This window comes from Ascidiaceihabitans sp., assembly GCF_039986515.1.
In the GTDB taxonomy this organism is placed as follows: Bacteria; Pseudomonadota; Alphaproteobacteria; order Rhodobacterales; family Rhodobacteraceae; genus Ascidiaceihabitans.
This window is the reverse complement of the sequence record NZ_JBDWQO010000009.1, coordinates 268,076-288,801: the sequence shown is the minus strand read 5'-3', so window position 1 is coordinate 288,801 and position 20,726 is coordinate 268,076. Positions and strand designations below refer to the sequence as shown.

Annotated in this window: 29 protein-coding genes; 22 read left to right on the top strand and 7 right to left on the bottom strand. The window is 56.8% G+C overall.

Annotated elements, in window-relative coordinates; translation table 11 throughout:
- The coding region (gene recO / locus ABJL60_RS10570) for a DNA repair protein RecO (RefSeq protein ID WP_348502163.1) at positions 1-701 on the top strand (701 nt) is incomplete at its 5' end.
- Here recO and ABJL60_RS10565 read toward each other — a convergent pair.
- From ABJL60_RS10565 to ABJL60_RS10550, 4 genes are all read right to left on the bottom strand, one after another.
- Positions 676-1,083, bottom strand: coding sequence for an META domain-containing protein (locus ABJL60_RS10565; RefSeq protein WP_348404217.1), 408 nt, complete (start codon positions 1,081-1,083; stop codon positions 676-678). The genes recO and ABJL60_RS10565 overlap by 26 nt on opposite strands.
- Complete coding sequence (locus ABJL60_RS10560; protein ID WP_348404218.1) at positions 1,080-1,601, bottom strand: TetR/AcrR family transcriptional regulator; 522 nt, start codon at positions 1,599-1,601, stop codon at positions 1,080-1,082. Before ABJL60_RS10560 ends, ABJL60_RS10565 begins: the two co-directional genes overlap by 4 nt.
- A gap of 125 nt (positions 1,602-1,726) precedes the next feature.
- A complete protein-coding gene (locus ABJL60_RS10555; RefSeq protein WP_348404219.1) occupies positions 1,727-3,412 on the bottom strand; it encodes an acyl-CoA dehydrogenase family protein in 1,686 nt (561 codons plus the stop codon).
- Between the two features lie 298 nt (positions 3,413-3,710).
- Positions 3,711-4,070, bottom strand: coding sequence for a helix-turn-helix transcriptional regulator (locus tag ABJL60_RS10550; protein WP_348404220.1), 360 nt, complete (start codon positions 4,068-4,070; stop codon positions 3,711-3,713).
- Between the two features lie 166 nt (positions 4,071-4,236).
- Between ABJL60_RS10550 and ABJL60_RS10545 the strand changes: the two genes are divergently transcribed.
- Together ABJL60_RS10545 and ABJL60_RS10540 are read left to right on the top strand one after the other, a co-directional pair.
- Positions 4,237-5,157, top strand: a complete 921-nt coding sequence (locus ABJL60_RS10545; protein WP_348404221.1) for a LysR family transcriptional regulator — start codon at positions 4,237-4,239, stop codon at positions 5,155-5,157.
- A gap of 54 nt (positions 5,158-5,211) precedes the next feature.
- Positions 5,212-5,943: a hypothetical protein gene (locus tag ABJL60_RS10540; RefSeq protein WP_348404222.1), complete on the top strand. Its 732-nt coding sequence runs from the start codon at positions 5,212-5,214 to the stop codon at positions 5,941-5,943.
- Between the two features lie 20 nt (positions 5,944-5,963).
- On the opposite strand, the gene ABJL60_RS10535 is transcribed toward ABJL60_RS10540, so the two are convergent.
- Entirely contained in the window at positions 5,964-7,562 is a 1,599-nt protein-coding gene (locus ABJL60_RS10535) for a phosphoenolpyruvate carboxykinase (RefSeq protein ID WP_348404223.1), read from the bottom strand.
- A gap of 320 nt (positions 7,563-7,882) precedes the next feature.
- Between ABJL60_RS10535 and ABJL60_RS10530 the strand changes: the two genes are divergently transcribed.
- Genes ABJL60_RS10530 through ABJL60_RS10500 form a run of 7 tightly spaced genes read left to right on the top strand, consistent with a single transcriptional unit; the run spans position 7,883 to position 13,297 of the window.
- Complete coding sequence (locus tag ABJL60_RS10530; RefSeq protein WP_348404224.1) at positions 7,883-8,584, top strand: response regulator transcription factor; 702 nt, start codon at positions 7,883-7,885, stop codon at positions 8,582-8,584.
- Between the two features lie 41 nt (positions 8,585-8,625).
- Positions 8,626-10,314, top strand: coding sequence for a sensor histidine kinase (locus ABJL60_RS10525; protein ID WP_348502162.1), 1,689 nt, complete (start codon positions 8,626-8,628; stop codon positions 10,312-10,314).
- A gap of 3 nt (positions 10,315-10,317) precedes the next feature.
- Entirely contained in the window at positions 10,318-10,761 is a 444-nt protein-coding gene (locus tag ABJL60_RS10520) for an aldolase (protein ID WP_348502161.1), read from the top strand.
- Positions 10,761-11,648 carry an RNase adapter RapZ gene (gene rapZ / locus ABJL60_RS10515; protein ID WP_348404227.1) on the top strand — a complete coding sequence of 296 codons (888 nt, stop codon included), beginning with the start codon at positions 10,761-10,763 and terminating at the stop codon, positions 11,646-11,648. The genes ABJL60_RS10520 and rapZ overlap by 1 nt, the downstream gene beginning before the upstream one ends.
- Positions 11,649-11,653: 5 nt before the next feature.
- Positions 11,654-12,067, top strand: a complete 414-nt coding sequence (locus tag ABJL60_RS10510; RefSeq protein ID WP_348404261.1) for a PTS fructose transporter subunit IIA — start codon at positions 11,654-11,656, stop codon at positions 12,065-12,067.
- The gene (locus ABJL60_RS10505) at positions 12,064-12,333 is read left to right on the top strand and encodes an HPr family phosphocarrier protein (RefSeq protein WP_348404228.1); all 270 of its coding nucleotides are present in this window, start codon (positions 12,064-12,066) and stop codon (positions 12,331-12,333) included. The genes ABJL60_RS10510 and ABJL60_RS10505 overlap by 4 nt, the downstream gene beginning before the upstream one ends.
- Positions 12,334-12,376: 43 nt before the next feature.
- A complete protein-coding gene (locus ABJL60_RS10500) occupies positions 12,377-13,297 on the top strand; it encodes a lysophospholipid acyltransferase family protein (protein ID WP_348404229.1) in 921 nt (306 codons plus the stop codon).
- A 7-nt stretch (positions 13,298-13,304) separates the two neighbouring features.
- On the opposite strand, the gene ABJL60_RS10495 is transcribed toward ABJL60_RS10500, so the two are convergent.
- A complete protein-coding gene (locus ABJL60_RS10495) occupies positions 13,305-13,691 on the bottom strand; it encodes a carboxymuconolactone decarboxylase family protein (RefSeq protein WP_348404230.1) in 387 nt (128 codons plus the stop codon).
- The gene (locus ABJL60_RS10490) at positions 13,688-14,671 is read right to left on the bottom strand and encodes an aldo/keto reductase (protein ID WP_348404231.1); all 984 of its coding nucleotides are present in this window, start codon (positions 14,669-14,671) and stop codon (positions 13,688-13,690) included. Before ABJL60_RS10490 ends, ABJL60_RS10495 begins: the two co-directional genes overlap by 4 nt.
- 101 nt (positions 14,672-14,772) lie before the next feature.
- Between ABJL60_RS10490 and ABJL60_RS10485 the strand changes: the two genes are divergently transcribed.
- The 12 genes from ABJL60_RS10485 to rpsE all read left to right on the top strand — a co-directional run bounded on the left by ABJL60_RS10485 (position 14,773) and on the right by rpsE (position 20,726).
- A complete protein-coding gene (locus ABJL60_RS10485) occupies positions 14,773-15,663 on the top strand; it encodes a LysR family transcriptional regulator (protein ID WP_348404232.1) in 891 nt (296 codons plus the stop codon).
- A 104-nt stretch (positions 15,664-15,767) separates the two neighbouring features.
- Positions 15,768-16,388, top strand: a complete 621-nt coding sequence (locus ABJL60_RS10480; protein ID WP_348404233.1) for a TIGR02466 family protein — start codon at positions 15,768-15,770, stop codon at positions 16,386-16,388.
- Positions 16,389-16,652: 264 nt separating this feature from the next.
- Positions 16,653-16,859, top strand: coding sequence for a 50S ribosomal protein L29 (gene rpmC / locus ABJL60_RS10475; protein WP_348404234.1), 207 nt, complete (start codon positions 16,653-16,655; stop codon positions 16,857-16,859).
- An 11-nt stretch (positions 16,860-16,870) separates the two neighbouring features.
- On the top strand, positions 16,871-17,110 hold the full coding sequence (gene rpsQ / locus ABJL60_RS10470) for a 30S ribosomal protein S17 (protein ID WP_013963208.1): 240 nt from the start codon (positions 16,871-16,873) through the stop codon (positions 17,108-17,110).
- 69 nt (positions 17,111-17,179) lie between these two features.
- Entirely contained in the window at positions 17,180-17,548 is a 369-nt protein-coding gene (rplN, locus tag ABJL60_RS10465) for a 50S ribosomal protein L14 (protein WP_007118848.1), read from the top strand.
- Between the two features lie 2 nt (positions 17,549-17,550).
- Positions 17,551-17,856 (top strand): 50S ribosomal protein L24, encoded by a 306-nt coding sequence (rplX, locus tag ABJL60_RS10460; RefSeq protein ID WP_348404235.1) that lies wholly within the window; start codon positions 17,551-17,553, stop codon positions 17,854-17,856.
- The gene (rplE, locus tag ABJL60_RS10455; protein WP_348404236.1) at positions 17,856-18,419 is read left to right on the top strand and encodes a 50S ribosomal protein L5; all 564 of its coding nucleotides are present in this window, start codon (positions 17,856-17,858) and stop codon (positions 18,417-18,419) included. The genes rplX and rplE overlap by 1 nt, the downstream gene beginning before the upstream one ends.
- 16 nt (positions 18,420-18,435) lie before the next feature.
- Positions 18,436-18,741 (top strand): 30S ribosomal protein S14, encoded by a 306-nt coding sequence (gene rpsN, locus ABJL60_RS10450; RefSeq protein WP_348404237.1) that lies wholly within the window; start codon positions 18,436-18,438, stop codon positions 18,739-18,741.
- A gap of 11 nt (positions 18,742-18,752) precedes the next feature.
- Positions 18,753-19,145, top strand: a complete 393-nt coding sequence (gene rpsH / locus ABJL60_RS10445) for a 30S ribosomal protein S8 (RefSeq protein WP_348404238.1) — start codon at positions 18,753-18,755, stop codon at positions 19,143-19,145.
- Between the two features lie 10 nt (positions 19,146-19,155).
- Complete coding sequence (gene rplF, locus ABJL60_RS10440) at positions 19,156-19,689, top strand: 50S ribosomal protein L6 (RefSeq protein WP_348404239.1); 534 nt, start codon at positions 19,156-19,158, stop codon at positions 19,687-19,689.
- A gap of 11 nt (positions 19,690-19,700) precedes the next feature.
- The gene (gene rplR / locus ABJL60_RS10435) at positions 19,701-20,060 is read left to right on the top strand and encodes a 50S ribosomal protein L18 (RefSeq protein WP_348404240.1); all 360 of its coding nucleotides are present in this window, start codon (positions 19,701-19,703) and stop codon (positions 20,058-20,060) included.
- A 99-nt stretch (positions 20,061-20,159) separates the two neighbouring features.
- Positions 20,160-20,726: a 30S ribosomal protein S5 gene (gene rpsE, locus ABJL60_RS10430; RefSeq protein WP_348404241.1), complete on the top strand. Its 567-nt coding sequence runs from the start codon at positions 20,160-20,162 to the stop codon at positions 20,724-20,726.

Genomic DNA, 20,726 nt, shown 5'->3' with positions numbered 1-20,726 from the left:
CCCGGCGTCACGGCGAAACCTCTGCGATCATTGAGATGTTCACGCCCGACCGTGGCCGCCATGCAGGCGTGGTCCGGGGGGGCACCAGCCGCAAGATTGCCCCGATCTTGCAGCCGGGCGCGCAGCTGGATGTCATCTGGCGGGCGCGGCTCGAAGATCATATCGGTAGTTTTCAGGTTGAACCCGTGCGCAGCCGAGCGGTGGTGGCGATGGCCGACCGGTTGATGTTGGCCGGGCTCAACACAGTGACGGCGTTGCTGGGGTTTTGTCTGCCAGAACGGGAACCGCATCACCGGTTGTATGTGCAGTCAGAACATCTTTTGGATCTGCTGGAACAGACCGACCTGTGGCCGTTGGCCTACCTGCGGTGGGAGCTGAGCCTGTTGGACGAACTGGGGTACGGGCTTGCGCTGGATGCGTGTGCGGTGACAGGGCAACAACATGATCTGGCGTATGTGTCGCCCAAATCAGGGCGGGCCGTGTCGCGCGATGCAGCGGGAGAGTGGGCAGACCGGCTGTTGCCATTGCCGGATATTTTGCGCGGTATCGGTGACGGGGATGACTACGAAGTGGCCGTGGCGCTAAATACCACGGGGTATTTTCTGGGCCGGCATCTTGCGTTGGATCGCGGTCATAAACCCTTGCCCGAAGCACGGGCGCGGTTTGTCGAGGCGTTTAATCGGCGGCTACAAACACCATAGTCCGGCCTTCGGGGGTAGACAGGATCAACGTATCACCCAGCACTTCTGACAACGTCATATGGGCCAAAGCTGCCAGATATTGGGTTTCGCCTGCCAACTCTGGGCACGCGGTGCGCGTCGCGATCAAGCCTTTGGCGTCAAACCAAGGGTAGGGTACTGTCATCGCCCCACGAAAGCGATTGCATGGCCCGTCCCCGTCGATTTGGCCCGGTTCGGGAAACCGCAGGGTTGCCGCATAGGTTACATCGATTTCGTCAATCTCGACCAAGTGCCAGACCCGGTCGGCGGCCCCATAGGCAGATACGGTTTCGTCGTTTTTGCAGGCGGCCAATGCGCCAAACGTTGCGAGAAAGGCGATGCCCGCAAGCGTGGCGCGGGTCATTTCAGCGCGAGAACCAGATCAATCATGGTTTCAAACGCCTGCGCCGGTTTGGTTTTGCCTTGTATCTGCGGCAACCCGATCAGCGCGCCCAAACAACTTTGCGCAAAGGCGGGGTTCGTGACCCCCAGATGTGCCAAAAGGTTGACCAGATAGGTCAGACGCTCGGCATCTACATCGCCGACGGCACGGGCCACCACAGGTGCGCTTTGCGCCCACGCTCGAAACGCGGGGTCCTGACGATCTGACAGGAACTGCTTTCCGAAGGCGCGCAGGCGTTTTTCGACATTGCCGGTTTGAGACAGGGCCTCTGCGATCTGCGACAGTGCGCGGGATTGCCAGTCCCGGACGACCGCATCATGTAGGGCGGGGACGTCTTTGAAATGCCAGTAGAAGGACCCTTTTGTCGCGCCAAGTCCGCGGGCCAAAGGTTCGGCCGCAAGTGCCACAGGGCCATGGGCGACCAGCGCGTCAAGCCCTGCATCGATCCACTTTTGTCGGGTGAGTCGTTGTGCTGCCATGATTCAGCCATACGCAGGTGGCTGTGATGCTGCAAGTGCGAAGGCGTCATTTTGCACCTAACATAGGCAAAGCACAGCGCTACGGGCCAATGGGTCGGCGGATGCTTGCCATTTTGGCACCCGGTTTAGTTTAGCAGCCGGCGCGCAATGACCTGCGCCTGAATTTCGGCGGCGCCCTCAAAGATGTTCAGGATGCGGGCGTCACACAACACGCGGCTGATCTTGTATTCCAAGGCAAAACCGTTGCCGCCATGGATCTGTAGCCCGTTGTCTGCCGCAGCCCATGCCACCCGCGCGCCCAGCAGTTTGGCCATGCCAGCCTCGACGTCGCAGCGGTGCCCTTGGTCCTTTTGGAAGGCCGAGAAATACGTGAGTTGCCGTGCGATGGTCAGCTCTACGGCCATCATCGCCAACTTGCCCGACACCCGTGGGAAGGCGATCAACGGTTTGCCGAATTGCTTGCGGTCTTGGGCGTATTGCATCGACAGATCCAACGCAGATTGCGCCACACCCACCGCACGGGCGGCGGTTTGGATGCGCGCGGATTCAAAGGTTTCCATCAGTTGTTTGAACCCCTTACCCTCTTCGCCTCCCAGTAAATTGCCGCCATCCACGTGGAAATTATCAAAGGCCAGTTCGTATTCTTTCATCCCGCGATATCCCAAGACTTTGATCTCGCCGCCGGTCATGCCAGCCGTCGGAAAGGGGGCGTCATCGGTGCCGGGGGTCTTTTCGGCCAGAAACATCGACAGGCCTTTGTAGTCTGTCGTGCCGGGGTCGGTTCTGGCCAACAGGGTCATCATATGCGTGCGGGCGGCGTGGGTGATCCAAGTTTTATTGCCGGTGACCTTATAGTCGTCGCCATTTTTGACCGCACGAGTGCGTAGGCTGCCTAAATCTGACCCGGTGTTTGGTTCAGTAAAGACGGCGGTTGGCAGTGTTTCGGCACGGGCCAACCGCGGGAGCCATTTTTCTTTTTGGGCTTGCGTGCCGCCTGCCAGAATTAGTTCCGCGGCGATCTCGGATCGCGTGCCCAGACTGCCGACCCCGATATACCCGCGCGACAGTTCCTCGGACACCACGCACATAGATGCCTTGGACAGGCCAAACCCGCCGAATTCTTCGGGAATGGTCAACCCAAAGACCCCCATTTCGGCCAGTTCGTCTATCACGTTTAGCGGGATCAGCTCATCTTTGAGGTGCCAGTCGTGGGCGTAGGGCTCGACCTTTTCGATAGCGTAACGCCGGAATTGGTCACGTATCATTTCCAATTCATCATCCAACCCCGATGCGCCGATGATAACATGCGCGGCGTGCTCTTGCATCAACGCGACCAGTCGTGTGCGGGCGGCTTGGGTGTTGCCGTGTTGGGTCAATGTCGCAATCGCAGGGTTGGTGAGAGCGCCGCTATCCGCCGGGCCGATCCCCAGATCCTGAAGCCGCAGCATCTCGCCTTGGTTCATTTGCAGGCCGCCGCTGATCTGCGACAGGTATTCGCCAAACGCGATTTGGTGGATCAACTGTTCGGTTTCGCCGAAGGTGCCTGCGGTGCTCAGACGTTCGGCCCAAGCATGCATTTGGTGCAAGGCTTGGACATAGGTCGCCAACCAAGCGAGCCCATGCGTCGCCGTTTGATGCGCTTCGATGAGCGCCCCTGACACGCGGCCATCGGTTGTGACAACTGCTTTGACCCGCTCGGTCGCCGTGTGAAGGAGCGCATCAATCGGCGGCAACGCAGCGGCGGTTAATTCCAATAGATTGCCCAGCACAATTGTGTTTTGGGTCGGCGGCGTCTGTCCGTCATGGGGCATCGGTACATCCTTTGTCGGTTGTGTGATGATGTAGACCGATCACAGTGGAGGCGCAATAAAAATACGTGAAGGTGCATTTTTTCATATTAAAATTTCCCAATGAAATTTATAGATCACACCTTCTGATTGTTTCGAAAGCCGCAACACTGTGTTCACAGTCAAAATAGGCGGCAATGGTCGAGAAAAAAGCGCCGCAGGTGCGGCGCTTGTCAGTCACAAACTCATTAAAATTAAAACTGTATTGACGATATTTAGAGCGCCAGACAGATCTGCCCAGCACCGCATCGTTGGCGCAGGATCAGCTCTGACGCGCGACGGTTACGCCTGAGACATCTTCTATGAACGTCACGATTCGTGTCTTTACTGTCTCGTCACGGATCGCGGCCAATGCGGTCACAATCTCGAGCCCCGGATCGCGGCGTTCTGAATTTTCTAGTTCAGCATCAATGCCTTCGAAGAAATAAGATGTGGGTACATCAAGGATCCGCGACAGTTCATACAACCGACTGGCAGCGATACGATTGGATCCGATTTCGTATTTTTGGATCTGCTGAAACGAGAGACTCAGTTCCTTGGCAACATCTGTTTGGGAGAGCCGGCGCATAGTGCGAATTTGTTTCAATTTGCGACCGACGTGAACATCAACGGGATGGGACATAACTATTTAACACCTCTGGTTGTGACTGGGTACACTTCTTCCGGGAATCGACGGCTAGCGCAATTGAGTACGTTTTTTCCTTTTCTGATGATAAATATACGGGTGATGGGTGAAAAATGTTGCATTGCTGGATGATTAATTTACCGTTGGCGTTATGAACCGGGTCATGGATCCTTCCGAAACCACGAACGCCGCGCTGAGACCTGTCGAGTCTCATGGGTTGTTGCATGAGATGATCAGGTCGTTCACGACGCTGGCCCAAACGCTGAACCTGAGCCACGCCGTCAAAGAGCTGGGCAGCACCCGGCAAACTGTGCGCCGCCACATCACGCAGCTGGAAGAGGCAAAGGGTGAGGCGTTGTTTGTTGTGGAAGATCGTCAGTACCGGCTGACAGAGGCTGGCGCCCGCGCCCTGCCCGAGGCGTTGAGCATTTTGGCGCGCGGGAATGCATGGTTGAACAATTCCCTTGGGCACATCGACGGCCTGCAGGTGTTCAGTTCAACGCTGCCGGATGGGTGGTGCTTTTGGCAGCAACAACATTCGTTGGGGCGGATCTGGGCGTCGTCGTCCTGCCTGCAGCGTGAAATGGTGCGCAGTTGGTGCATGGCGGCGGGGGACATTGAGTCCCCCCATATGGAGCACGTGCGCCCTTATCTGATTGTGTACCGCCATACCAGCGCGGGCTGGATCTGTGTTGAATTCGGCGCGCAGTCCTTTTTCGTCAAGTGGTTTGGGCTGGCCAAAGCCCGCAGCAGCGTCGGGCGGTCCTTGGGCCGCATGCCCGGTGGCGAGGATTTCGCGCGCATGTTGGATGAACCTTTCCATGAGGTTCAATCGACCCAAAGTTTGCGTTTGGACCATGTTTACACGCTGGTTCCGTCCCATCCCGATGGGATCCTGAAACCGGTCAATTATCACCGTCTTATGTTGGGGGGGCGATTCCCTGACGGCAGCCTGGCGCTCTATTCGCTTGTGGAGCCGTCGTCCGATATTGAGATACTTGGGCTCGATCCGAGCAAAATTGTGCAACCTTCCGCCGATATTGTCGTGAATCTGGACCCCGCTGACGCAAAGTTCGAGCGTTAAGCACGCCGTTAGGCTAACCTTTGCATGAGGATGCTCGTGCAAAGGAGTTTTGCTATGTCTTTTCAAAGTTTGAACGCGGGGGCCCAATTTGTGGCCACAAGCCGCGATATATTACACCAAAACCAGATTACCGTGACCGTCGGCTCAAATTTTACCACCTATCACACGATGCTGAAACGAGAACGGCCCCAGCAGGTATTAGGGGCGCCGTTTGATCCCGAAGTACATGACCTTAACGACACCAATTCTTTTTGGCTGATCGCGCGCGATGTGGACGGAGCGTTGATGCACACTCAGGCATCCCGGCTGATTGATCTGCAGGAAAAATCACTGGGCGGCTACATGCTGAAACGGTTCCGCGACTTCCCACCGGCGATCCCGGATCTTGATCTGCAACGGTCCCGGTTTCGGTCCAGTCCGGGTGCTGACCGCATGACAGGGCAGGTCGTCTATCACGGCGAAGTCTGGATGGGCGACACCGGCCCCTATCGTGGCACGGGGTTGTCCACGGTGCTGGCACGTTATGGAATCCACGAGGCGATGTGCCGGTGGAACCCGGATCATATTTTCGGCTTTATGGCGCGGACCGTTGCGTTCAAGGGGTTCGCAGAACGGATGGGGTATATGCACAACGAACCCGGCGCCCTGCGGTGGTACCGCAAGGGCTCAGACCGACCGATGGAAGGGTTCCTGAGCTACCTCACCAACGAGGACACGCGGTACCTGCTGGAGATGCCGATTATCGATGTGGTCAACACCTCGCAGCCAGACCGCCAAGCGGCCTGACCCTGTGCGCGGCGGTTGGATTAACTGATCGCCGCTGCCCTTACCTCGTCGTCGATGAACGGCAGATACTGGCCGAAGTTGTCCGAGAACATCTTGACCAACTTAGCGGCTTGGCGATCATAGGCATCCGCGTCGTCCCATGTGCGGCGCGGATCCAGCAAGATCGTGGGCACCCCTGTGACATCTACCGGCACGTCAAACCCAAAGTTGGGGTCTTTGCGAAAGAGGACGTCCGCGAGTGACCCGTCCAAAGCAGCCGTCAGCAACCCGCGTGTCGCCTTGATCGGCATTCTGCTGCCGGTGCCATAGGCGCCCCCCGTCCAGCCGGTGTTGACCAACCAACAGGTCGCGCCATGGGTGGCGATTTTGTCACGCAGCAGGTTGCCATAGACCTCGGGACGACGCGGCATGAAGGGCGCGCCAAAGCAGGTCGAAAACGTGGGCTCGGGTTCGGTCACGCCCCGTTCGGTGCCCGCCACTTTAGAGGTAAAGCCCGATAGGAAATGATACATTGCCTGCGCCGGGGTCAGGCGCGAAATGGGCGGCAAAACGCCAAAGGCATCGCAGGTCAACATGATGATGTTCTTGGGGTGCCCGCCCCGCGCGGCAGCTGACGCATTCGAGATATAGTGCAGCGGATAGGCACAGCGCATATTTGCCGTCAGACTGTCATCTTCAAAATCGAGATCTTTGGTGTCTTGGTCGTAGACCATGTTTTCGATCACGGTGCCGAATTTTTCCGTTGTCGCGTAGATCTCGGGTTCGGCGTCTGGGCTCAGGCTGATTGTTTTGGCGTAGCAGCCACCTTCGAAGTTGAACGTGCCGGTGTCGGACCAGCCGTGTTCGTCATCGCCGATCAGGGTGCGGGTTGGTTCCGCAGAAAGCGTCGTTTTGCCGGTGCCAGACAGCCCGAAGAACACGGCCGTGTCGACAGGGTTGCCTGTCGCGTGGTTGGCCGAGCAGTGCATGGGCATGACGCCCTTTTCCGGCAGCAGGTAGTTGAGCAACGTAAATACGGATTTTTTGTTTTCACCGGCGTATTCGGTGCCGCCGATCAGGATGAGCTTTTTGGTGAAATTCATCGCGATGACGGTTTCAGACCGGCAGTTGTGTTTGGCCGGGTCCGCTTGAAAGCTGGGGCAGTTGATGACAGTGAAATCGGCCAGAAAGTGATCGAGGTCTTCGCGATCGGGGCGGCGCAGCATGTGGCGAATGAACAGCCCGTGCCAGGCCAGTTCGGCGATCATGCGGACGTTGATGGCGTGTTTTGGGTCGGCGCCACCTGTTAGATCTTGTACAAAATAATCGCGCCCTTCCATGTGTTTAAGCATGTCAGCGTGCAGCGCATCAAACCCCTCTGGGGACATGGCGGCGTTGTTTTCCCACCAAATGGTGTCGGCCACGTCGGCGGTTTTGACGACATGTTTGTCTTTTGGGGACCGCCCGGTGAATTTCCCCGTGGTCACCAGAAAGGCGCCGCCCTTGCCCAGATTGCCTTCGCCGCGGGCCAGAGCATGTTCGATCAAATCGGGTTCGATCAGGTTATAATAGATGGTTCCCGCCCCTTTGATCCCTTGATCTTCGAGCGTGAAGTCGGGGTTTACCCGTCCATGTGTCATCTGTCGTTCTCCTGTTTTCGAACCTGAAATTCGGCGCCATTGGGTCTTAACATGGGGTTTTTATTGTTGAACAGACGGCGTCGGAGACGTTAGCGCCACCATTTGCAACTTTGTTTGATCTGGCGGTTTTGCCGCGGTTCAGAGGGGGCGACTGTGGCGATGATCGTCCAATATTATGCCGAAATTCAGTCATTCGTAATGAAATTGTGGCGGTATTCCTAAGTGCGCTGCACTGATTCGCAGTCACCACTGGTCTAGACCGCAGACTTTACGCGCCGGGTATAACGAACAAAGAAACGAGCGGGACAAGGAACGAGCTGATGTCTAAAATCGCTTTGGTGGATGATGACAGGAACATTTTAACATCGGTTTCAATGACCCTTGAGGCAGAGGGTTTTGAGGTTGAAACCTACAATGACGGGCAGGCCGCATTGGATGCCTTCAACAAGAAACTGCCTGACATGGCGGTGTTGGATATCAAGATGCCGCGCATGGATGGTATGGATCTGTTGCAACGGTTGCGTCAGAAAACGGCGATGCCGGTGATTTTCCTTACGTCCAAAGACGACGAGATTGACGAGGTCCTTGGCCTTCGGATGGGCGCGGATGATTACGTCAAAAAGCCCTTTTCGCAACGTTTGCTAGTAGAGCGGATCCGTGCGCTTTTGCGGCGTCAGGATGCGGTATCTGGGGATGTTGCCGCGGATAGCGAAGAGACTAAAGTCATGGAGCGCGGTGAATTGCGCATGGATCCATTGCGCCACGCGGTCAGCTGGAAGGGCCGGGACGTGTCTTTGACGGTAACCGAATTTCTGTTGCTTCAGGCGTTGGCGCAAAGGCCCGGTTTCGTGAAGTCGCGCGATCAATTGATGGATGTAGCCTATGATGATCAAGTCTACGTTGATGATCGCACCATCGACAGCCACATCAAGCGTCTGAGAAAGAAGATGCGCACGGCAGACGAAGAATTCTCAGCAATTGAGACCCTTTATGGTATCGGATACCGATACAACGAAGACTGATTGAGCAGATGGCCTTGGCCGAGAGGACCTTCGTGCGTGACATGACCCCTCCTCCCCACGAGGACAGCACAGGTGTGCAAAATGACGGGAGCGTGGCGTCAGATAGCTTCGGGGAGGCCGAAGCGTCTGGTGTGAGAGAAAAGCGTGGGCGCATGTCTTTACGCACCTCGCCGCTGACCCGCAAGATCGTGACGTTCAACCTTGTTGCGTTGTGCGTTCTTGTCATAGGCATACTGAACTTGAATTCATCTCGCGACAGCCTTGCCTTGCAACGTGCGGCCTCGCTGGTGTCTGAGGCCGAATTGATTGCGGATGTGATCGAAGCGCAACTGCCAAAAGAGGCACCTGTTAATCTGGCAACAGGCGACGGGATTAACGTTGCGGATGCGCTGAGCGGGTTAGATCTGCGCAATGGTGTCGATGTTTTCGTGTTCGACCGCACCGAAATGTTGATCACGACCGTGGAAGGTCAGTTGGTGACGCGAAAATCCGCAAATGAACTTGGCGGGAATACATATTTAACCGATGGTCTTGATTGGCTGTGGTCGGCAGTCGTTGCCACGTTCTCCCCCCCCGGCGAGACGGTTCAGACGCCGCTAAGCGAACGGCTCAAGTCGCTGATCGGGCGTAGCCTTGAAGATGGCACCCAAATTCGAAACGAACTGGATCTCGCTGGCGGCAAGCTATTTACCGCTGCGACCCCAATTGTGCAGAATGGGCGCGCGGTTGGCGTTGTCGCTGTGACGACGGCAACCGGCGAAATTGACCACCTTGTCCGCATTGAGCGGGAACGCGTGCTACAGATGTTTGCCATTGCGATTCTGGTGTCTGTGGGGCTGAGCTTAGTGCTTGCCTCAACAATTGCGACACCCTTAGCCGAGCTATCGGCAGCCGCCGAACTTGGCCGCGATAAGAAAGCGCGTGAAATGAACCCGGGGCGTATTCGTATCCCCGATCTCACGGCCCGTCCTGATGAAATCGGGCGTCTGAGCGGTGCTCTGCGCGGCATGATTTCGGCACTCTATAATCGGATTGATGGAAACGAACAGTTCGCCGCAGATGTGGCCCACGAAATCAAGAACCCGCTGGCCTCGTTGCGGTCTGCAGTGGGGACCTTGCGGATGATCAAGCGCGATGATCAGCGTGAAAAACTGCTCGATGTCATTGACCACGATGTCCGGCGGTTGGATCGTTTGGTCAGTGATATTTCCAACGCGTCCCGGCTTGATAGCGAGCTGGTCAAAGAGGATGAGGAACCATTTGATGTCCTGACGACATTGCGCAACCTTGATCAATTTCTTGGTGAAGAGGCGCGGGCCGAAGGTATCGACTTTATTTCTGATCTGCCCGAACAGCCTGTCATTGTGCACGGTCTCGAGGCTCGACTGGCGCAGGTTTTTGTGAATTTAATCACAAACGCTATTTCATTCTGTGAAAGTGGCGATGCGATACGTGTTTGGGCGCGCAAAAAGGAAAACAGGGTTTTGATTGTGGTTGAAGATACAGGGCCCGGAATTCCCGATCAGGCGCTTTTGAAAATCTTCAAACGGTTCTATTCCCAACGTCCTGACGAGCATTTCGGGAATAACTCTGGTTTGGGCCTCGCGATTTCCAAACAAATTATCGAAGCCCATGGCGGTGTGGTGTGGGCTGAAAACATCCGCCCGACAGAAGCCGATATCACATCAGAACCGCTTGGCGCGCGGTTTGTTGTAGGGTTGCCGATCTGACATATGTCCGCACCTGGCCCCATAGAACCTCATGAAATGGTGCATGCCAGTTGCGTATCACTGGATAAGATCGGCGTCTTAATTACTGGCGCGTCGGGGCAGGGAAAGTCGGGGTTGGCGTTGCAGCTTATGGCATTCGGCTGTGACCTTGTTGCGGATGATCAAACACAAGTTCGACGCCGTGGATCGCAAGTATTGGCCAGCGCTCCGCTGCGGATTTCAGGGTTGATAGAGGCGCGCGGTGTCGGATTGCTGCACGCCGCCCATCAGCCCGAGACGCGTTTGCATTTGGTGATCGATATGGGGCAACGTGAAGCTGCGCGACTACCGGCCGAACACACAAGAGATCTGCTCGGCGTTGAATTGCCTTGTCTTCACAAAGTGGACAGCCCCTCTTTCCCTGCTGCCATTTTGCAATATCTCAAATGCGGGAGAGCACAAGTTTAATGTCGGATACGGAACCAACAGCGCGGCGCATTGTGTTTGTGACGGGGCCATCGGGTGCTGGCAGATCCAGTGCGCTGAATGTGCTGGAAGATGCGGGTTTCGAAGCGGTTGATAATTTGCCGCTGCGTTTGCTGTCTGCGTTGTTCGAAGGGGCAGACGGCAATCAGCCGCTGGCGCTGGGGATCGACCCACGCAATCGTGATTTCTCGACAACCGCAATTATTGACCTTTTGGGGCAGCTGACCGGGGTGCCCGGGCTCGCCCCGGAATTGTTATATTTGGACTGCCATACAGATGTGTTGCTGCGGCGGTTTTCCGAGACCCGGCGCCGCCACCCATTGGCGCCTGATGATCGCCCCTCGGATGGCATTATGCGCGAATTGGAAATTTTGGGCCCTTTGCGCGGGCGCGCGGACGTTTTGATCGATACCAGTGACCTAAATGTGCACCAACTGCGTGCGGAGGTTGAACATTGGTTCGCGCCGGGCGGCCAGCGCAGGCTTAGCGTGTCGGTGCAATCGTTTTCCTACAAACGCGGGCTGCCACGCAGCGTTGATATGGTCTATGATTGCCGGTTCCTGACAAACCCGTATTGGGTCCCGGATCTGCGGAAAATGACGGGTATGCAAGACGCCGTTGCCGCGCATGTTGCCAGTGATCCGCGATTTGCCGCCTTTGAGACTCAGGTGCGCGAACTTAGCTTGCTGTTGCTTCCGGCGTATCGCGAGGAGGGAAAGTCGTACCTGTCAATCGCCTTTGGGTGTACTGGAGGGCAGCATAGGTCTGTTGTCATGGCCGAAAGGCATGCTTTGCGGCTTGCGGAAGACGGTTGGCAAGTGTCAATAAGACACCGCGAATTGGACCTGCGTAAAAAGGAAGAGGCGTGAAGCCTGTGATTGGTATTGTAATCGTTGCACATGGCGGCTTGGCGCGGGAATATCTTGCCGCGGTCGAGCATGTCGTGGGTCGGCAACCGGGCATACACGCGATTTCCATCGCGGCTGATCATGACCGGCGCGCCAAGGAGCGCGAGATTTGCGAGGCGGCGGATGATGTCGATACCGGCGGTGGTGTGGTGTTGGTGACGGATTTGTACGGCGGGTCCCCGTCAAACCTGAGCCTGCTGGCCTGTCGCCCCTGTGACCGGCGCATTCTATATGGTGCAAACCTGCCGATGTTGATCAAATTGGCGAAAAGCCGTCACAAACCAGTATCGGATGCGGTGGATCTGGCCTTGGAGGCCGGGAAAAAATACATCGATAGTCAGAACGTAAGCCCAGAGCAGGAAGTTCGACCAACACCATGACCAAATGCACGCTTGAAATCGTTAACGAAAAAGGGCTCCACGCGCGGGCCTCTGCCAAATTGGTAGAGGTTGTCGAGGGGTTTGACGCCACGGCAGACGTGTCAAAGGACGGCCAATCGGCAACGGGCGACAGTATTATGGGACTTTTGATGTTGGCAGCGTCTAAGGGAAGCTTTATTGACATACGGACCTCGGGGCCAGATGCTGAGGCGTTGGCAGAGGCGCTCAAGGCTCTGGTGGCGGACAAATTTGGCGAAGGTCAGTAGAGAAACGAAGCACTCAGAGAGTTGCAGAACGGGAAAACAAGTCTTGGTAGAAAGCTCGCAAGACATCGACGTGTCCCAAGGCACAGCGGAGCCGGTCAATTTCAATCAATATGACCGCAGTAGCTTATCCTATGCCTCGACGTTCGAAGATCCTTGGAAATCTACGGTTATTCGGATCATGGAAGCCCTGACCGGCAAACTGACGATCCTGCGTTTGGTGCGCAAGTTCGAACAGGCCGGCGCGCCGCAGGGGCAGGCGTTTTGGCGCGCGGCGCTTGACGTCATGGGGATCGATCTTTTGACCCCCCAAGACCAGCTGGCGCGCATCCCCAAAACTGGGCCCGTCATTGTGGTGTCTAATCATCCACATGGGATGGTGGACGGTATGATTTTTGCGGATCTGATTGGCCGTGTACGGCCTGATTACCGGATTTTGACGCGCTCTTTGCTCACCGTGATCGACGAGGTGGCGGGGTCGTACATGATCCCGGTGCCGTTTCCACACGACCCGAATGCGCAACGCAAAGGCGTCGAAATGCGCGCCAAGGCGATGCAGTATCTCAAAGATGGTGGCGTGGTTGCGTTGTTTCCATCGGGTGGGGTCGCCGCGTCCGAGACGTTCTTTGGCCCCGCGATCGAGGCTGAATGGAACGTCTTTACCGCCAAATTGATCCGGCGTTCTGGTGCGACAGTCGTGCCGATCAAATTCCCCGGGCAGAATTCGCGCGCCTACCAGATCGCCAACAAATTATCTCCTATGTTGCGGCAGGGCCTGTTGCTGCACGAGATCGTTTATTCGTTGAATAAATCGCAAGCGCCGATTGTGGGCGAACCGCTGGATCAGGATGAACTGCGCAAATGGGATGATGATCCGCGCGGTTTCATGGCGTGGCTGCGGGCGCATACGCTGTCATTGACACCGGATGGGGCGACTGCCGAGATGCCCAAACCTGACGCCGAATGACCCGTTTTCAGGTGGCTGTTGCCGCCTGAAACGCGTTTTTTGCCGCCGAAATCGCATTTATGCAGGCAGGCACACCGGCATAAACTGACACTTGCAGCACAATTTCAACGATCTCGTCCCGTGTGACGCCGGTGTTTAACGCGGCCCCTATGTGGAATTCCAACTGTGCGGGCGCGGTGCCCATCGCGGATAACATCGCGACGGTGAGCATTTCGCGTGTGCGCAGGTCTATGCCGTCTCGCCCGATGATATCCGTGAAGGCATGGCCCAAGATCAACTCTGCCACGCCCGGCGCGAAACCGTCGAGATTGGCCGCTACTTTTGCCGCGGCACCGGGTTCGAGTGTTTCGAGCAAACTCAGCGCATCGGGGAGAGGTGTCGCGCTGCGGCTCATGCGTCGACCCCTTTCATACCTTCGGCGGTATAGCGATCCCCGAACACGGTTAGGTCTGCAAGCTCGCCTTCGATCTTGCGCAGATCGGCATTGGTCAGGGTGACGTCAACTGCGGCGGTATTGTCGCGCAAATATCCGATTTTCTTGGTGCCGGGGATGGGCACGATATCGTCGCCCTGCGCCAACAACCACGCCAAAGCCAGTTGCGCGGGGGTGCATCCGGCGCGGTGTGCAGCGCGGGCCACAAGGTTTGCGATGTTTTGGTTTGACGCCAGGGCATCTGATTGAAAGCGCGGCAGCAGGGGGCGAAAATCCCCGTCTTCGAAGGCAGCCGTATCCGCGAAACGCCCGGTCAGAAAGCCGCGCCCCAATGGTGAATATGGCACAAAGCCAACTCCCAGTTCGCGGCAAGTTGGCAGCACGTCGGCTTCAACACCACGTGTCCACAGGGAATATTCGGTTTGCACCGCCGTCACGGGGTGAACGGCATGGGCGCGGCGCAGGGTTTCGGGGCTGACCTCGCACAGACCGATCCGGTCGATTTTGCCCGCGTCCACCAACCGCGACAGGCCGCCCATCGTGTCTTCGATGTCTTGGTACGGGTTGATCCGGTGTACATAAAACAGATCAACACGGTCAACGCCGAGCCGTTTGAGCGACCCTTCGCAGGCGGTGCGGGCGTAGTCGGCGCTGTTGTTCAGGCTGCGGCTGTATTCACCGGGTTGGCGGACGATGCCAAATTTGGTCGCGACCTTGGGTTTGGCGCTCGATTGCGCCAGAAAACTGCCGATTAAGTCTTCGTTGTGATAGGGGCCGTACATATCTGCGGTGTCGAAAAAGTCGATACCAAGGTCGATGGCTTCGTGCAGTACGCGCATGGATATGTCGTCGTCTCGGGGGCCGTAGAATTCGCTCATACCCATGCAGCCCAGACCGATAGCCGAAACTTTGAAGCCTTGCCCGAGTGTTCGATAGTCCATGCGGATCTCCTTGCCTTGTGCGTTGACGTCAAAACTGGCATTTCCATTTCGAAAGGAAAACCGCAGCAAATGGCAATCAGGTTTCCAAAAATGGAAAGCGTATGAACACCGAAATCATTTGGGATGATATCCGCGCGTTCTTGGCCGTTGCCCGTGCTGGCACGTTGAGCGGTGCGGCCGCGGCGTTGGGTGTGGGGATCGCGACGGTTTCACGGCGTGTAGAACGGTTGGAACGGGCGATTGGCCAGCCGCTTTTTGCGCGGCATCATTCGGGGTACCGGTTGACCGAGGATGGATCGTCCCTGATTGAGCGGGCCGAAGAGATGGAGGCAAATGCCTTGGCGCTCGCGACTGGGTCGCGACATGAAGCAGCGGTGTCGGGCACCGTGCGGCTCGCGACGGCCGAAAACCTGGCGACGGGGTTGATTTTGCCAGCACTTGGGTCATTGAAAGCGCAATATCCACGGCTATCGTTAGAGATCATAACCGATATCGCGACGGCCAATCTGCACCGCCGCGACGCGGATATTGCGCTGCGGATGGTCAAACCTGACCGGGGGAACGTGTCGTTGCAAAGGTTGGGCGCGCTTGGCTACGGCTTGTACGGCGCGCCTGCCTATGTGTCTGCGCGGCGCAGGGTGCCGGATGCGGGCGCGCTGGACACCGATGATATCATTGCGTGGTCAGACAACTACGCGCATCTGCCAGCCGCACAATGGATCGAACGCGCCTTGCAGGGCCGTGCGCCTGTGCTGGTGACCACGTCATTGGCGGGGCAGTTGGTCGCGTGCGAACACGGTTTGGGTTTGGCGGTGGTGCCGCATTTTCTCGCGCGGGGACGCGATCTGGTGTGCTTGGATGCGGATCTTGGGGTCGATCAGCCGATCTGGCTCGTGACGCAATCTGATATGGTGCATTCACGTCGTGTGGGCGTGGTGGCGGACTTTCTGCGTGATCTGGTCAAGACGCACCGGGCTGCCCTTAGTGGGTGACACGTGCGTTTAGGCGTTGCGTCGTCGTGGCCAACCGGTGGGGGCATGCAAAAGATCGTGCCTGCCGGTCTCGCCACTGATCGCGGGCTCGGTTAATAGGGGGTATGAGCACCGTAGATTCCCTCTTTGTGACCCGCCTGTACCGCGCCGATCTCTCCGAGAAGACGCCCCCTATTGACGCCGCTGAACTGGAGGCCTCGTGTTGGTCTATCGCGCAGGATGACGAGGCGGGGCAGGATTGGTGCGACGAAAACGGCTTTCCCGGCTACACCAGTTATGCGTCGTTGACGGATCTGCCCTATCGGTTCCCGATTTTTAAAGATCTGGTCAAGACGCTCGACAAACACGTCAAAGCCTTTGCCAAGGAACTGGCGTTTGATCTGGGCGACCGGCCGTTAAAGCTTGAAGATCTGTGGATCAATATCCTGCCACCCGGCGGTATCCATACGGGACACATCCACCCGCATTCTGCGATCAGTGGCACCACCTACGTGGCCGTGCCCGATGGCGCCAGCGCGATCAAATTCGAAGACCCGCGGTTGGCGATGATGATGTCGGCGCCCCCACGGATGAAAGACGCCCCGCAAGATCTGCGGAGTTTTAACTATATTACACCCAAGGTCGGCGAAGTCCTTTTGTGGGAAAGCTGGCTGCGCCACGAAGTGCCGTTGAATATGGCCGAAGAAGAGCGGATTTCGGTCAGTTTTAACTACAGTTGGGCGTGATTTCGGACACCGCTGCGCCGGGCCGGCTGTGGCCTTGATGGTGTGGTGATGCGCTGCGGGCGTGATCGCGCCGGGGCGTAAAGGTCGGCGGGGTATCGCGGGGCGATATCGACGTTTGCGCAGGCCCCGAAGGGGGTTGCTATGTGCCCGCAACCCTCCTATACGGCCCCTTCATCATGAACTCCACGGGAATCAGGGTGACCAATTGCATTGGACAAAACGATGCGCATTGGGCCTGCCTGTGATGTTGAAAGGAATAAGGCGATGAACGCCAAGGAACTACACGATAAGACCCCTGACCAGCTGCGCGAAGAGCTGGCCAACCTGAAAAAAGAACAGTTTAACCTGCGCTTCCAACAGGCCACTGGCCAGCTGGAAAACGCATCGCAGCTGCGCACAGCGCGTCGCAATGCGGCCCGTGTGAAAACTGTGTTGAACCAAAAAGCGGCTTCGGCCGCAGCGTCTGAGTAAGGAGAGCACCCATGCCAAAGCGTATTCTGTCCGGCGTCGTGACCTCTGACGCGAACGCACAAACAGTAACCGTTTCCGTGGAGCGCCGCTTTACGCACCCGGTTCTGAAGAAAACCATCCGTAAGTCCAAAAAATACCGGGCGCACGATGAGAACAACACATTCAAAACGGGCGACGCTGTTCGCATCGTTGAATGTGCACCAAAGTCGAAGACCAAACGTTGGGAAGTGTTGCAAGCCGCTGAGGCCTGAAGCACCCCTGCTTAATCGAAACCCTAGGGATCAGGCACGCATCGCCCCCTACAGGTCGGGAGAAACCAAATGATCCAGATGCAGACCAACCTGGATGTTGCTGACAACAGCGGCGCGCGCCGTGTTCAGTGCATCAAGGTATTGGGTGGTTCCAAGCGTAAATACGCATCCGTCGGCGACATTATTGTCGTGTCGGTCAAGGAAGCCATCCCCCGCGGTCGTGTGAAGAAAGGTGACGTCCGGAAGGCCGTTGTTGTTCGCACCGCCAAGGAAGTTCGCCGCGACGACGGTACCGCGATCCGCTTTGATCGCAACGCTGCTGTCATCCTCAACAACAACAACGAGCCCGTAGGTACACGTATCTTTGGCCCAGTTGTGCGTGAGCTGCGTGCGAAAAACTTCATGAAAATCATCTCGCTCGCTCCGGAGGTGCTGTAATCATGGCTGCTAAGTTGAAAAAAGGTGACAAGGTCATCGTATTGGCTGGCAAGGACAAAGGCAAAACAGGGACGATCTCGTCCGTGGCGCCCAAGACCGGTAAGGCCATCGTGGACGGCGTGAATATCTCTATTCGCGCCACACGTCAGTCTCAGGAAAGCCAAGGCGGCCGCATCCCCAAAGCGATGCCGATCGACTTGAGCAACCTCGCCTATGTGGACGCCAACGGCAAAGCGACGCGCGTTGGGTTCAAGATGGACGGTGACAAAAAAGTGCGTTTCGCCAAGACAACAGGGGATGTGATCTAATGCTCGATACAGCGAATTATACCCCCCGTTTGAAGGCCGCGTACAAAGACACCGTTCGTGCGGCTATGAAAGAAGAGTTCGGTTACAAGAACGACATGCAGATCCCGCGTCTGGATAAAATCGTTCTGAACATCGGTTGCGGTGCAGCCGCCGTGCGCGACAGCAAAAAAGCCAAATCAGCCGTCGGCGATTTGACGTTGATTGCTGGTCAAAAAGCGCTGACCACAACGGCCAAGAAATCCATCGCGGGTTTCCGCGTACGTGAAGACATGCCAATGGGCGCGAAAGTGACCCTGCGTGGCGACCGTATGTATGAATTCCTCGACCGTTTGATCACCATTGCGATGCCACGCGTCCGCGACTTCCGCGGCGTTTCGGGCAAATCTTTTGATGGCCGTGGCAACTATGCCATGGGTTTGAAAGAGCATCTGGTGTTCCCTGAGATCGACTTCGATAAAATCGATGAGAACTGGGGAATGGACATCGTGATCGCCACAACGGCGGAAACCGACGCTGAAGCAAAGAGCCTGTTGAAAGCCTTCAACATGCCCTTCAACAGCTGATCGGGAGGGAATTGATATGGCTAAAAAATCAATGATTGCGCGCGAGAAAAAGCGCGAGCGTCTGGTGGCGAAATATGCCGCTAAACGTGCCGAGTTGAAGGCGATTGTGAGCGACCAAGAAAAGCCGATGGAAGAGCGTTTTCGTGCGTCTCTGAAACTGGCCAAACTGCCGCGCAACTCTTCGGCTGTGCGTTTGCACAACCGTTGCCAGCTGACCGGCCGTCCACACGCGTACTATCGTAAACTGAAAATTTCGCGGATCGCACTGCGGGACCTTGGCTCGAACGGCCAGATCCCCGGTATGGTCAAGTCGAGCTGGTAAGGAGAGTATAGATGAACGATCCTATCGCAGACATGCTTACTCGTATCCGGAACAGCCAGTTGCGCGGCAAGTCCACCGTTTCTACCCCAGCATCCAAGCTGCGGGCATGGGTGTTGGACGTGCTGGCGGACGAAGGCTATATCCGCGGCTATGAGAAAACGACTGGTATCGACGGCCATCCGGCCATCGAGATCAGCCTCAAGTACTATGAAGGCGAACCTGTTATTCGCGAACTGAAGCGGGTGTCTAAGCCCGGTCGTCGCGTTTACATGGGCGTCAATGACATTCCCGTTGTCCGTCAGGGCCTGGGCGTGTCGATTGTCTCCACCCCCAAGGGTGTGATGTCTGACCAAGCAGCACGCAGCGCCAACGTTGGTGGCGAAGTGCTTTGCACCGTCTTCTAAGGAGGGGCTGATGTCTCGTATTGGTAAAAAACCGGTCGATCTGCCCAGCGGCGTTTCCGCCTCCGTGAGCGGTCAGACCATCGAAGTAAAAGGCCCAAAGGGCACGCGGACTTTCAAGGCCACAGATGACGTGACCCTGAAAGTCGAAGACAATGTTGTCACCATCGAGCCACGCGGCAAATCCAAGCGCGCGCGGCAGCAGTGGGGCATGTCCCGCACGATGGTTGCGAACCTTGTCACCGGCGTGACCGAGGGCTTCAAAAAAGAGCTGGAAATCCAAGGTGTGGGTTACCGGGCCAACATTCAGGGCAAAACCCTGAAGTTGAACCTGGGCCTGTCTCACGACGTGGATTACGTAGCGCCCGAGGGTGTGACCGTAACAGCTCCGAAACAGACCGAGATTGTGGTAGAAGGCATTGACGAACAGCTTGTTGGTCAAGTCGCTGCGAACATCCGTCAGTGGCGTAAGCCCGAGCCCTACAAGGGCAAAGGTATCCGCTACAAAGGCGAGTTCATCTTCCGCAAAGAAGGCAAGAAGAAGTAAGGACCGCAAAAATGGCAAACAGCAAAAGAGATCTGTTCCTCAAGCGCCGTCTTCGCGTTCGGAACAAACTGCGCAAGGTAAACGTGGGGCGTGCGCGCCTTTCTGTGCACCGCTCCAACAAAAACATCAGCGTTCAGCTGATCGACGATGTCGCAGGCACAACGCTAGCGTCCGCATCGACGTTGGAAAAAGCGCTGGGTATGGTTGGCAAGAACAACATCGAAGCGGCCACAAAAGTGGGTGCGGCGATCGCGGAACGCGCCAAGAAAGCCGGTGTTTCCGAGGCGTATTTCGACCGTGGCGGCTTCCTGTTTCATGGGAAAGTCAAAGCCGTGGCCGAAGCGGCCCGCGAAGGCGGTTTGAAAATCTAATTGTGGTGGGCCTTCGGGCCCTCCCGATGATCCGGGGGCAATGTGCCCACCAGGATTGAGACAAACGGGCGCTTGCCCAGATAACAAAGGATGTTCTCAATGGCAGAACGTGAAAACCGTCGCGGCCGTGGCCGTGATCGTGACGAAACACCGGAATTTGCTGACCGTCTGGTCGCGATCAACCGCGTGTCCAAGACCGTTAAAGGTGGTAAGCGCTTTGGCTTCGCGGCCCTCGTGGTTGTTGGTGACCAAAAAGGCCGCGTTGGCTTTGGCAAAGGTAAAGCGAAAGAGGTCCCCGAGGCCATTCGCAAAGCCACCGAGCAAGCAAAACGTCAGATGATCCGTGTACAATTGCGCGAAGGTCGGACGTTGCACCACGACATGGAAGGCCGTCACGGTGCCGGTAAAGTGGTTATGCGCGCAGCCCCAGAGGGGACTGGTATCATCGCCGGTGGTCCAATGCGTGCTGTGTTCGAAATGTTGGGTGTGAAGGACGTTGTGTCCAAATCCATCGGTTCGCAGAACCCTTACAACATGATCCGCGCGACCATGGACGGGCTTCGTAAAGAGTCTAGCCCACGGTCTGTCGCACAACGTCGCGGTAAAAAAGTGGCGGACATTCTGCCCAAGCGCGAAGAAGCTGCACCCGCGGCTGAGGAGGCATAA